Below are 14,171 nucleotides of genomic sequence, written 5' to 3'. Positions count from 1 at the left end.
TCCTTTTTCAAGGAGCGGAAAAGCAAGCATTCGTGCGAAATTCGTAGTGTCATTTTTACCGGACTTTTTGAACATCCTCATAAATTATTTAATCTGAGAACGTAAATAGGCATCAATAAATTCATCGATATTTCCATCTACAACACTTTGTACATTTCCAACGTCTAAATTTGTACGATGGTCTTTAACCATAGAATAAGGATGGAATATATACGACCTAATTTGGCTTCCCCAACCAATCTCTTTTTGTTCGCCTCGAATCTCCGCTAATTCTTGTTCCTTCTTTTCTATTTCCAGTTGATATAATTTAGATTTTAACATTTTCATTGCATGTTCACGGTTCTTAATTTGTGATCTTTCTGATTGGCACGTTACAATGGTATTTGTTGGAATATGTGTAATTCTAACCGCAGAATCGGATGTATTTACATGCTGACCACCGGCACCACTGGATCGATACGTATCAATTTTCAAATCATCACTATTTATTTCAATTTCTACATCATCATCAAGTTCAGGTGACACATCACATGAAACGAATGAAGTGTGCCTTCTGCCTGAAGAGTCGAATGGTGAAATTCTAACTAAACGATGTACTCCTTTTTCGGCTTTTAAATATCCATACGCATTATGACCTTTGATAAGTAATGTAACGCTTTTTACGCCAGCCTCATCGCCTGCTAGATAGTTTAATGTTTCCACTTTAAAGTTTCTACTTTCAGCCCAGCGCTGATACATTCGAAGTAAAATACTAGCCCAGTCTTGAGATTCTGTACCACCCGCCCCAGGATGCAGCTCCAAGATTGCATTATTTTTATCATGTGGTTCACTTAAAAGCATCTCTATTTCAAAATCTTTTACCTTATCTTTCAATGCTAAAACAGCATCCAATAATTCTTGTAAGAGTTCTTGATCATTTTCTTCTTTCACTAATTCGTACATCACTTCCGCATCATCAAAACTTTCAGCCAAAGCTTCAAATTGATCCACCTTACTTTTTAACCAATTTGACTCATCAATTACCTTTTGCGCTGCATTATGATCATCCCAAAAGTTTGGTTCAGCCATTTTTTTTTCGAACAGTTTTATCTGCTCTTTTTTATGATCAAGGTCAAAGAGACCCCCTAAATTCTATAATTCGTTGTTGCATTTTATCTAATTCTTGTTTGGCTTCTGTAATATCCATTAGCTTTCCACCTCTATTGTTTTTTATAATTTATATAGGAAAATCGTTGAATGGCTCCCTTTTTGAGGGTGTTGCCTTATTCAACGATTTTGAGACAACTACACATTATTTGGACTTTAACGTCCGTGACAATGTTTATATTTTTTACCACTTCCACATGGACAAGGTTCATTTCGACCAACAGTTTCTTTTCTAATATATGGTTTTCGTGCTTTCTTGCCTTCTTCTTGACCACCACCAGAAACAGCTTGTGTGTTTTGGACTACTGACTCACGCTGTAGATTGTTGCGGATTTGTGATTTCATTATATACTTAGCTGTTTCTTCCTCAATACTTTCAATCATCACTTCAAACATATTAAATCCTTCTAGTTGATATTCTCTGAGCGGATCGTTCTGTGCATATGCTCGTAAATGAATTCCTTGACGTAATTGATCCATTTGATCAATATGATCCATCCATTTCGTATCAACCGTACGCAAAAGGATAACTTTCTCAAATTCACGCATCTGTTCAGGTGTTAATTCTTCTTCTTTTTCATCATAACGTTTGCGAATAAGCTCCATCATTAGTTCTTTTATTTCAGTAGGGTCTTTATCCTTAATGTCATCAACAGATATATCTTCTGTCTCTAGTAAATTTCCATGTGCATATTCAATAATTGCTTGATAATCCCATTTATCTTCATCTTCGTCTTGCGTATGGGTAGAAATAATGCGTTCGACAGTTGATTCAATCATTTGTTCAATAATTTCTCTTACGTTATCATCTGAATCAATTACTTCAAGACGTTGTTTATAAATAATTTCACGCTGCTCTCGTAACACATCATCATATGAAAGCACTGTTTTACGGGCATCAAAGTTGTTTCCTTCTACTCGTTTTTGTGCAGATTCAACCGCTCGTGAAACCATCTTACTTTCAATTGGTTGACTGTCATCCATCCCGAGTCTTTCCATCATATTTTTAAGGTTGTCTGAACCAAAACGACGCATTAATTCATCTTCCATTGATAGATAAAATTGTGACATTCCTGGATCACCTTGACGTCCAGCACGTCCACGAAGCTGATTATCAATTCGACGTGATTCATGTCGTTCTGTACCGATTACTGCAAGTCCGCCTAACTCTCTAACACCTTCACCAAGTTTAATATCTGTTCCACGTCCAGCCATGTTCGTTGCGATGGTTACTGCCCCTTTTTGACCAGCATGTTCAATAATTTCCGCTTCACGATAATGGTTTTTCGCGTTTAACACATCATGTTTCACTTTTGCTTTCTTTAACAAATCGGAAATAAGTTCAGAAGTTTCAACTGCCACAGTACCAACTAAGACCGGTTGCCCCGATTCATGCCGTTTCTTAATTTCCTCTACAACAGCACGGAATTTTCCGTCCATTGTTTTATAAATCATATCAGCACGATCATCTCGAATAACTTCTTTATTCGTCGGGATCGCTATGACGTCCATATTATAAATATTTCTGAACTCTTCTTCTTCCGTTTTAGCTGTACCAGTCATTCCCGCTAGTTTATTGTACATTCTAAAATAGTTCTGGAAAGTAATCGAAGCTAATGTCATACTTTCATTTTGGATTTGAAGTCTTTCTTTTGCTTCAATTGCCTGATGTAGTCCATCACTATATCGGCGACCTTTCATAAGGCGACCTGTAAACTGGTCAACAATAACGACTTCCTCATCTTCAATGACATAATCCGTATCTCGATGCATCGACACATGAGCTTTTAAAGCTTGATTAATATGATGAGTTAAGGATACATTATTTAAATCAAACAGATTTTCAATGTTAAAGTATTTTTCAGCCTTATTGATTCCTTCTTCTGTTAACTGAACGCCTTTCGTTTTTTCATCATACGTATAATCGGTTTCTTTATTTAATGTTGTTACAAATGAGTTTGCCTGTTGATATAAATTGACTGACTTTTGTGCACTTCCTGATATGATAAGCGGAGTTCTCGCCTCATCAATTAATATGGAGTCAACCTCGTCAATGATTGCATAATTTAATTCACGTTGTACCATTTGTTCTTTATAAAGAACCATGTTGTCACGTAAATAATCGAAACCAAATTCATTATTAGTTCCATAAGTAATGTCACATTCATACGCTTCTTTTTTCTCGTCTTTTGTCATTCCACTTATATTTAAACCAACTGTAAGACCGAGAAATTCAAATAATTTCCCCATCTCATTAGCATCACGATCAGCTAAATATTCGTTTACTGTAATTATGTGTACACCTTTTCCGGTGATCGCATTTAAATAGGCCGGCATAGTGGAGGATAATGTTTTCCCTTCCCCTGTTTTCATCTCGGCAATATTTCCTTCGTGCAAAACAGTAGCCCCAATCAGCTGTACAGGAAAAGGTCGCATATCCAGTGCTCGTTTTGCTCCTTCTCTTACAACTGCAAATGCTTCTACAAGCATATCATCCAAACTTTCACCGTTTCGATATCTTTCCTTAAATTCTTCCGTCATCCCTTGTAAATCTGTATCTGAATATGCTTCAAATTTTTCTTCTAAGGCTTCTATTTGATCAGCTGTTTTTTGTATTCTATTTAATTGTCGTTGATTCCCATCGCCGAATATTTTCTTTAATAATTTTACCATCTAAAACGCTCCTCAATTGTTATCTTATACATACCGCGTCCATTATTATATGATACCATTATTTAAATAAGGATGACAACTAGATAACCATTTATGCGATTACGATGATAAGGCAAATTAAAAAAGAGTTGCATGGAGAATGCTAACTCTTTTTTAATTTGGAGTCATACTGCGAGGGAATTTGGAGGGCATATTTTTATTTGGAAAGGGATGTCTTCTCTAAATTTTCATGTTTTACTTGCAGTTCAGCAATGCGATGATTTGTAGCTGCAACAATTCTAACTAACTGTACGACTGTATCTTCTTGTTGCTTAACTTTTTTTACTAAGTCATCAAAAGTAATCCCTTGCACCCCCCAAAAAATTAATTCTAGAAATCCTTATGCTCTATTTATACCATAGGAAAATACTTGAATCGAATTGCTAATTTTAAATTTTGATTTTAAAAACAAAATTCTATTATAGAAAATATTTAATTTTATGGTAAATATATGGTCTATTTCTCATTTTTCTCTCTATTTTAAAAATAAGTTTAAAATATCGGATATCCTCCGACAAATTTCTACATACACCCTCGACAAATTAATTTCCACAAGCTATTTATATAGTGTATTTGGTCTAAAATTCAGCGATTTCACCGATAATTCAGCGATAATCACCTAACGTATTTTTTCAAACCCTTGCGCATAAGTATCTATTTGTGCTTGTTCACAACTCCCATGTCTTTACAGACACCACGCAATGTATGGAAATTGGGGCATGCGGTTTAATTTTGTGCTACTCTGTTAATCATGATATCTCAGAGACAGTGATCATACAGATTTATAAAGATCACCTCTATCACGAAGTACGGTTACATACAACCTCTTCACGTTTTAGGAGGACGCATAGCGAGCACCTTAGTGAATTTTACTTACGATAGACACGAGTAGTCTCGAGGGCTGAAACAAGTCCTAACAAATAAGAAAGGGGCAGTAAAAAACATTGGTTTTAATAAGAATAATTTCCAAAAAGTAATTACTTTTTGGGAAGGGGTGCTTTTTGGCGCCAAAATTAGAGCGGATGTCCATTTTCGGATAAAAAGGAGGATAAACAGGATCAAGAAATTCGAGGCGGCGCGGTTTCGAGCAGTGGTATGTATGCATATAGATACGTGAGCAAAGATCTGGCACGCAGGATAAGTGATCTTCTTTTCCAAGAAAACGCCTCGCCTCTAGCACGTAGAAAAAGTGCTTTCCTTTTTCAAGGAGCGGAGAAACAAGTCAACGAGCTTCCACAACTTCTGCCTTGCCCACAGGACGTGGACCGGTTTTAACGGAAGATCCCCTATCGCAGTGTCATTTTTACCGGACTTTTTGAACATCCTCTTTAAGAAAGTCTATTTCCATAAATTAAAGTAAAAAATAGACGCTCAATTTGAACGTCTATCTGTTAGAAACTTTGAATTTTGTACAATTTCCACTTGAACACTGCCTAAAATCACTGGTTTTATAAGGTTTCTTCATGTTTTCTTATGTCAAAAGCCTTAATCGGCTGCCTTTTATTAGTTCGCAGGTTCTATTAAACCATATTTACCATCTTTTCGTTTATAAACGACATTTGTGTCGTCAGTTTCTGCATTCGTAAAGACGAAAAATGCATGTCCTAACATATCCATCTGTAAAATAGCTTCCTCAGAATCCATTGGCTTTAAGTTAAAGCGTTTTGTACGTACAATTTCAATCTCATCTGTTTCAGTTTCTTCTAGTGATTCTTTTTCCAATTCCGCAAAAATATGTTTTGGAGAACCTTTTTGACGGAACTTTCGGTTTACTTTTGTTTTATACTTTCTGATTTGTCTCTCTAATTTATCAACAACTAAATCAATAGCCGCATATAAATCAGCATGTTGCTCTTCTGCCCGTAATAATAAATCTGTCATCGGGATAGTTACTTCAATTTGTTGTTTATCATTATAGACACTTAGGTTAACATGCACATCAGAAGTCGGCGGTGTATCAAAATATTTATTCAGCTTACCAATCTTTTTTTCCACATACTCTCGTATTGGCTGGGTCACCTCAATATTCTCACCACGAATGTTGTAATTCATATAAGTGTCCTCCTTTTTTCTTTGTAAACCTTATTATACTACTTTTCCACTTTTATTTCCTTTTTAAACTAAATAAATTGTTAACGAAAAAGCACAATAAAGGTTATTACCTCTCCTATAACATACCATGTTCCTCATAAGTTGCAAAAGATATGTAAATGAAAAATCTTGATAGGAAGATTATTCGCTAACTATTCTACAATTATCATATTTTTTAAAAACGTCACTCCCCAACGCTGTATAAGTGCGTGTTCAAAATGGAGGATAAAAAGGACCAAGAAGTTCGAGTCGCGCAGTTCCCGTCAGCGGAATGTATGCATTTAGATACATGAGTAGCGGAGAAAACAAGCATTCGTGCGAAATTCGTAGTGTCATTTTTACCGGACTTTTTGAACATCCTCTATAAGGGAAGTGACGAAATAAAAAACTTACCTGATCCCATTGCCACTATTCTATTTACTTCATGTGTTATGATCTTGAGACTCCCACCCGTTAACCGGGCAAGCTGGTTATCGCCAGCGGGATTCTTGAATGACTAATCGTTCTTTAATCCATTTCTGTTTTGAACAGCCTTCAAGGTTGGGATCCTCCATATCCAGTGCATATAGCAGATATGCTACACTAATGTTACCATAGTGTACAACTTTTCGTTCTATCTGTTTTAACGTCTTTTGCTTGACGACACATATTGTTTTACCGATAGCATGATTAGGCTAGCGAACCTTATACAATAACCAGTTTTCAATGAACCAGAATGTTTTAGAGACTTTTGCTTGTCTTTAAGCCAAGTGTAGCATATTTTTAGACAATTTAGATAGCAAAAGCGATCACTATCATCCCGTATCTAAGGACGAGCTAGCTCTGCATGGGCTTTCTCGTTCGGATAATTTGTAATTAATCTTCTGTCATTCAAAATAACAGCAAATTACCTTCTAAAAAACTATCATTCTTTTTGTAAACAACTTTTAAAATAGATTTCTTTCTGTTTCCTAATTTTTTGGAATTCTAATGTTGATAAGTCTCCTTTCCAATCCGCTATTTTATCCTCAAATAAAAATTTTAACTTGCGGAGAAATCAATAGTTAGAGTTCCTTCGCTTCGTATATTCTGGATTTAAGCCTTTGAAGCAATGTGAGATGCTCTTGATCGACGATTGAGCTGTTCCGATTGTAATCTTTTAATATCCACCCTTATCCAAATTGAGATGCATAATGCAACTACAAACATTACACCAAAAATCATCATTGTCATATTATAACTATTTGTAAGATCATAAATTCGAGCTAATAGAATTGGTCCAACTACTCCTGCCATCGCCCAAGCTGTCAAGATATAACCATGGATTGCACCTAACTGTTTGGTACCGAATAAATCACCTATATATGCAGGAACAGAAGCAAATCCGCCTCCATAACAAGTCAAAATAGAAAATAATAAAATCTGAAAAATAATCGGATTTGTTGCAAAAGGAAGTGCGAAAAATGCAATAACTTGAATGACAAAAAAGGTTGTATACACATTCGGTCGACCAATATAATCAGATAGTGCAGCCCATCCAAGTCTACCTGCACCATTAAACAAGCCAAGAAGCCCAACCATTGTTGCTGCAGCGAGCGCAGTCATTCCCGTAATTTCCTGAGCCATAGGTGAGGCAACTGCTAATATCGCAATTCCGCACGTAATATTAATAAATAACATAAGCCATAACATCCAAAATCGTCGTGTCTTAACCGCTTCATTAGCAGTAAGTTGAGACAGATCTTCCTTTATTTTACTCGAACCATTTTCTTTACTCTCAATAAATCCTTTAGGCGCCCACCCTTTTGGAGGTGGTGATAAATATTGGGAGGACAGTGTCATAACGATAAAATAAATTGCCCCCAATATGTAAAACGTACTAGAAATCCCAACCACTTCAATTAGGAATGCAGCAGCGGGACCACTTATGAGTGCTGCAAAGCCGAATCCCATAATCGCTAATCCTGTAGCAAGGCCACGACGGTCAGGGAACCACTTAACTAGTGTAGAGACAGGTGCAATATAACCAATTCCAAGACCAGTACCACCAATCACCCCGTAAAAAATATATAATAATGGTAATGATTCAATTGCAGTAGCCAAACCTGATCCTGCAACCCCAACACCGAACAGGATAGCCGAAAGCATCCCGGACTTCCGTGGTCCATGCTTTTCTACAAAACGACCCATAAATGCCGCAGATGTTCCTAAAAAGAAAATCGCAATACTAAAAGCAAGTGAGATTTGCGTTGTATCCCATCCGTACCTTTCCACCATCGGATTCGTAAATACACTCCAAGCATAAGCCGAGCCAATGGAAATATGGATACCTACCGCCGAAGCAGCAATTAACCAACGGTTTTTAACTTTTTGCATGTAAATCCTCCTCATATAATCATTTTTATAGATAGCTAGCATTCTACTTATAAAAATGCTAGTTAACGAAGTATTTTACTTGCTTAAAAAGTTGGTCTATTTAAGTGCGTGTTCAAAAGGGGATAAAAAGGACCGAGAAGTTCGAGTCGGCGTAGTTCCCGTCAGCGGAATGTATGCATTTAGATACATGAGCAAAGATCTAGCACGCAGAAAAAGTGCTTTCCTTTTTCAAGGAGCGAAGAAACAAGCCAACGAAGAAATTCGATGTGTCATTTTTACCGGACTTTTTTGAACAACCTCTTTAAGATGGTCTTTTGAATATGCAAATGACTTAATAAGCAATGGCTCTACAGTATTAGATTGATAAGAAAATGAGATATTTATGACCTAATAATTGAATAAATACTTTTTACCATTTTAGGTTTAAAAGATACTTTAACATGTAAGCGATTACATATCAAGTGAGTTTTTCCCTATTTTAATACTTCTTTATAACTAGTCTTAAAAGAAAAAAGCCCTATAAGGACTTTTTCTAGTGCTTTCGATCCACTTACATACCATCGGTTGTTTTTATTGACCCGTACGGATTTAATAGTAGGAACGATTACGCTCTTTTTGTGATCGATGTGTTGGAGTGTTTTCTCACGATCGTTATCTTCTCTATTTTCAAGTAAAATGAAACACACAGTTTCCAAGTTCACTCATGAAAATCACCCGTTTATCTATTTTAATTGTATATATTATAGCATAATCTATTTTTTGTTTTTAACTACGGATCAATGTATACGCATAAACTTCAGGACAACCATTGTTTTTTAATAAGGATGCAGCATGACGCAGAGTTCTTCCTGTTGTATATATATCATCGACCAATACGACAGATTTGTTAATTGGTTCAGTTATTGAAAATGGATTTATTGTCGTCATTCTTTCAATTCGTGTTTTTTTCGATTGTTTTTCTAAATGTTTTTGTACTAAAACATCCTTCACCGTTGAAGATAAAAACGAAGCTAACATATTTGCTTGATTAAAGCCTCTTTTCATTGCACGTGCACGGCTAACCGGTATAGGAACGACAACAACATCTTTCAGCAAAGAAAGGTATTGTTCTTTAAACTTAGCAAGAAAAGCCAATCGGAAGAGCTCTCCAATAATATAATCTCCTCGATATTTCCATCTTGTAATTACTTCTTTCATAAATTCATTATACATATAGAGGGAAACATTTTTTAATAGCGGGTCATCCCCATCATAAAATTCGTCCCACCTAATGCAGTCGTGACATTTCAACCTTTCAAAAGGCCGTCCACATTTTACACAGACCTTTCCTTCGATTTTAATAAAATTTTTTTTACATTGATCACATACGTTCATCCGACTTTCAGGTTGAAATAAGTTTAGCCAATTTACATGAACAATTAATTCCTCATCACACCAGAGACAGTACATTATCTGCTTTCTCCTTTTTTCTTCTTAAAAATTTCCGCCCGCTTATTCATCTGTTTTATTGCTTTAACTGCACGTACCATTGCGTTCGTCTGACCATCATGAAAAAATATAACTTCTCCCGTAGGATCTTGTGGACTTCTGCCAGCACGTCCAGAAATTTGAACCAAAGCTGCTTCATCAAAAACTTGATGCCCGGCATATAAAACAGCAACATCAACAGAGGGAAATGTCACGCCTCTTTCTAAAATAGTCGTTGTAATTAAAGTGTATATTTTCTTGTTTCTAAAATTTAAAATTTTTTCTTCACGGTTTTTATCTTCTGCATGAACATGTTCAATTTCAGAATGGCGAAAAATTAAATTCTCGGCAAATAAAAGTTTAGCTATTGATTTTTTCAAGTCATTTGCCAATTTAATTGTTGGTACGAAAACCAATAATTGTCTCTCTCTTTTTATCCTATTTTTTATCCACGATAAAAACTGTGGAGGGAGTGTTTTTGTTCCGGAAGTACAGTGAATCATTGTAGGAATTGGTAAAGAATGACCGTGGAAACGAATTGGAACAAAAACATGGTTTAATTTTTGGGAAGCAATTAGGTCTTGTTGTCGGTCTCGTGGGGTTGCGGTTAAATAAATAAGTGCAGCGTTTTCTTTTTTTGCTCGATCAGCTGCAAATTGTAGAGAAGCATCATGGTGGTATGGAAATGCATCAATTTCATCAATGATTAATACATCAAAAGCACGACGGTATCGATAGAGTTGATGGGTTGTCGAAATAATTAATTGGGCAGTACCATCATTGTCGCGGCTGCCACTAAATAATCCTTGAATTTGTACCGATGAAAATGCCTGTTGCAACCGAGGAAGTAGTTCACGTACCACATCGGCTCTTGGGGTAGCGATACAGACACGTTTCCCTTGTTCCAATGCTTTTGTTATACCTGGAAAAAGCATTTCTGTTTTACCTGCTCCAGTAACAGCCCAAATAAGTAATTCTTTCCCTTCTGAAATGGCATCAACAATTTTTTCGGCAGCGTTTTCTTGTGCCTTAGTCAATGTCCCTGTCCAGCTGCATGGATTTATAAGCTTCGGCCAAGGGTAAGAGCGTCCCGTCCAAAAGTATAAAGGTTCACATTCCATGACCCTTCCCATCATAATACACTTTCGACAATAGTAATGGAATTCATTGCATTTAGTACATGGAATTAAGGCAAACAAGGATTTTTTTGTATTATTACATCTATTGCAAGTTGGTGAAGAAAGAATCGATTTTTGAATGGATGGAATGGGCTGAAAGAGAGTTTCTGAAAGTAGGTGTTGAAACATCTGGTCATTAATCAAAATCTCATGACGAGTTAACAGTTTACCAGCAAATTTTCTTGACAGTTCGTTCAAAAAGTCTGGATGAAGAGAAGTATTTTTTGCTGAATCAAAAGCGACAGGGAAGCCCTTTAATAGCCCCCCTTGATCCTTTTTCATTTTGACAAAAATCTTTTTGAATGCTAGTTTCAAAATCGTAATCAAGATGAAGTACACCTCATTCCGTGTACCAGGATACACCGATGGATCCTTCACCTAAATGAGTTCCTATAACAGGTCCAAAATAACTAATGATAGATTCAACTTCAGGATGATTTGCGGCAAATTCATCGCGCAATTTTATTGCCGCCGACTCATTATTCGCATGGATAAATACGACACGAACAATTTTCTTTGTTTTAGCATCTTCTTCAAGCATTTTCATAATTCGGTTAAGTGCTTTACTTCTAGTTCTAATTTTTTCAAATGGCACGATTAAACCGTCAACAATATGTAAAATTGGTTTAATATTTAATAATGATCCTAATATCGCTTGTGCGCTGTTCAGTCTTCCACCTCTTTGTAAATGGCCGAGATCATCAACCATAAAATAGGCTCTTGTCCTGTTTTTCATATCATCTAATTGTGTAATAATTTCTTCTACTGATTTTCCGTCTTGAACCATTTCTGCAGCTGCAATTGCATAAAAACCTTGAGGCATTGCACTTAATTCAGAATCATATGGATACACTTCGATGCCATCGACCATGTTACCGGCACTTTTAGCCGCTTCGTATGTACCACTAAATCTTTTTGATAAATGAATTGATATTATTGCATCATGTGTTTTAGCCAGGTTCTCAAACAATTCAAGAAATGAACCGATTGCAGGTTGCGACGTTGACGGCAAATCTTTTGATTCTTTTACTTTTTTATAAAATTCTTCTGTAGATATGTCAATACTTTCCCGAAAAGATTCTTCTCCAAAAATAACACTTAAAGGAATAGTGCGTATATTATATTTTTTAAGTAAATCTTCTGGTATGTATGCTGTACTATCTGTAACGATAGCTATTTTCAAGTTTTTATCCCCCTATTCACGTATCTATTAAAACACTTCAACCCATCCTTTGCGAATTGCCGTTACAACGGCTTGTGTCCGATCATTTACGTTCATTTTCTGCAAAATATTACTCACGTGGTTTTTAACTGTTTTTTCACTGATTACAAGTGTTTCGGCAATTTTACGGTTACTTTGTCCTTCTGAAAGCAGCTGCAACACTTGGCACTCTCTCTTTGTCAATAAATGGAGTGGTTTTCTAAACTCAATTTCATTCATATTTGTGTTTGTTTCATTTGTTTTCACTAGTTTCCGATATTCCTGAACTAGATTATGAGTTACTTTTGGGTGTAAATAAGAGCCACCATCATAAACTACTTTTATAGCTTCCATTAAAGATTCCGTGTCCATTTCTTTTAACAAATATCCTTGAGCCCCTGTTTGCAGTGCATGCGAAACATAACTTTCATCTTCATGAATTGATAGAATAATAATCTTTAACTCTGGATTACTTTGTAAAAGTTCTTTTGTTGCTTCGATCCCGTTCATTTCAGGCATATTGATATCCATTAATACAATATCTGGCTGATATTCTTTAACAATATCTTTTGCCTCTAGACCATCGTCTGCTTCGGCGACCACATCGAATGATGGTTCAAAACTTAGTATTCTTTTAACACCCTCTCGAAATAATTTATGGTCATCTATTAATGCGATTGTAATGACTTCTTTAGTTACCATTCATCTATTCTCCTCCGTAGTTTTTCTTTATTGTATATGTTTAAAAATCAAAATGCATCAAATTATAGTAAATTATAACATAACTTTTTCAATTAGTATTTTCTTCGCTGTTATCGCTGTTATATGGTACTTTTATTTTAACAACTGTACCTTCTCCGATTTTGGAGTTTATAACTAATTCTCCTTCAAGAATCTCTACTCGCTCCCGCATTCCAATTAACCCAAATGAATTCTTTTTAGAATCTTCTATACATCCATCAAAACCGATCCCATCATCTTTAATGACAACAGTAATTTGATCATTTAATGACTCGATAATGACATTTATCGTATTTGCTTCTGCATGATTAATTGCGTTTTGAAGGGCTTCTTGTACTAATCTAAAAATAGCAACTTCATAATTTGAATCTAATCTTCTTTCGTCTCCTAAAAGTACAAGTTCAATTGGAATTCCACTATACTCTGACATTGTCTTTACGTGTTTCCTAATCGTCGGAAAGAGCCCTAGATCATCTAATGCCATCGGTCTAAGATCATAGATAATCCGTCTAACTTCATGTAAGGAAGAGCGAATGTTTTCCCTGATACTTTTTACTTCATCAAGCGCATGATCGACATTACCTTCTCTAAATGCAAGATCAACAATTTCAGAACGAATTAAAATGTTAGCGAGCATTTGGGCGGGTCCATCATGAATTTCTCTTGAAAGTCTTTTTCGTTCTATTTCTTGCGCCTCAATAATTTTAAGTCCAAACTGTTGTTTTTCTTTCACAGTTTTTAACACTTCATTCACCTGAGTAAAATCGTCAAGTAAATAGGCAAGAACAACAGATACCTTCCGTCCCAAATTATTCGCATGTTCAATCGTTCGACGAAGACGCATGATTCTTCTTTCGAGATCATCACGTTTCTCTCGTAACGACTTTTCTTCTCTTCGCATTATAGCGAGTTTTATTTGTAAAGAATGTGTTTTTTCATAGACATGACGAATGTCACTTTCTGAATAACGATTAAATTCACGACTAACGAGAGAAAGTTTTTGACGAGATTTTCTAACATCTTTTTCTAATTGATCGCCTTTTGCAATATATTCTTTAACTAATGCTTTCGTCTTTTCTAGTTCAGATAGTAATTGATCGTATTCTTCCATTGCTCCTTCACTAATATGAAAAATTTCATCTTTACTTTTTTTTACAGCATTCGTCATCTCGTCAATAATCGCATCTAATGTTTTATTGTTTAGATTCTTTTCTAAAACCATCACTTTCACCGACCTATGTTATAATTAAGAAAGCATGAAGCAACGGAGGAATAAGTCT

10 protein-coding genes are annotated in these 14,171 nt (G+C 35.7%); all 10 read right to left on the bottom strand.

All coding sequences use genetic code 11. The annotated features are described in order from the left end of the window. Positions 1-84 precede the first annotated feature (84 nt). Positions 85-1,186 (bottom strand): peptide chain release factor 2 gene (prfB, locus tag SPD89_RS16365; protein ID WP_336263023.1). Its coding sequence is split into 2 segments (ribosomal slippage): positions 85-1,113 and positions 1,115-1,186, totalling 1,101 coding nucleotides; the frame shifts between segments, so codons are not numbered across the junction. Between the two features lie 116 nt (positions 1,187-1,302). Continuing rightward, complete coding sequence (gene secA, locus SPD89_RS16360; RefSeq protein ID WP_336263022.1) at positions 1,303-3,819, bottom strand: preprotein translocase subunit SecA; 2,517 nt, start codon at positions 3,817-3,819, stop codon at positions 1,303-1,305. 196 nt (positions 3,820-4,015) lie between these two features. Then, a complete protein-coding gene (locus SPD89_RS16355; protein WP_336263021.1) occupies positions 4,016-4,171 on the bottom strand; it encodes a hypothetical protein in 156 nt (51 codons plus the stop codon). A gap of 1,190 nt (positions 4,172-5,361) precedes the next feature. Further along, complete coding sequence (gene hpf / locus SPD89_RS16350) at positions 5,362-5,910, bottom strand: ribosome hibernation-promoting factor, HPF/YfiA family (RefSeq protein WP_336263020.1); 549 nt, start codon at positions 5,908-5,910, stop codon at positions 5,362-5,364. A gap of 1,113 nt (positions 5,911-7,023) precedes the next feature. Beyond that, positions 7,024-8,304 (bottom strand): L-lactate MFS transporter, encoded by a 1,281-nt coding sequence (locus SPD89_RS16345; RefSeq protein ID WP_336263019.1) that lies wholly within the window; start codon positions 8,302-8,304, stop codon positions 7,024-7,026. Between the two features lie 765 nt (positions 8,305-9,069). Then, positions 9,070-9,753, bottom strand: coding sequence for a ComF family protein (locus SPD89_RS16340; protein ID WP_336263018.1), 684 nt, complete (start codon positions 9,751-9,753; stop codon positions 9,070-9,072). Then, entirely contained in the window at positions 9,753-10,808 is a 1,056-nt protein-coding gene (locus SPD89_RS16335; protein WP_336263017.1) for a DEAD/DEAH box helicase, read from the bottom strand. The genes SPD89_RS16340 and SPD89_RS16335 overlap by 1 nt, the downstream gene beginning before the upstream one ends. A gap of 481 nt (positions 10,809-11,289) precedes the next feature. Then, complete coding sequence (locus SPD89_RS16330) at positions 11,290-12,132, bottom strand: DegV family protein (RefSeq protein WP_336263016.1); 843 nt, start codon at positions 12,130-12,132, stop codon at positions 11,290-11,292. Positions 12,133-12,159: 27 nt separating this feature from the next. Continuing rightward, entirely contained in the window at positions 12,160-12,852 is a 693-nt protein-coding gene (locus SPD89_RS16325) for a response regulator transcription factor (protein ID WP_336263015.1), read from the bottom strand. An 88-nt stretch (positions 12,853-12,940) separates the two neighbouring features. Then, positions 12,941-14,113: a sensor histidine kinase gene (locus tag SPD89_RS16320; RefSeq protein WP_336263014.1), complete on the bottom strand. Its 1,173-nt coding sequence runs from the start codon at positions 14,111-14,113 to the stop codon at positions 12,941-12,943. Positions 14,114-14,171: the final 58 nt, after the last annotated feature.

The sequence above is a fragment of the Pseudogracilibacillus sp. SO30301A genome (genome assembly GCF_037072025.1).
GTDB lineage: Bacteria > Bacillota > Bacilli > Bacillales > Amphibacillaceae > Pseudogracilibacillus.
The sequence above is the reverse complement of the archived record's forward strand: the minus strand, read 5'-3'. Positions and strand labels throughout refer to the sequence as shown.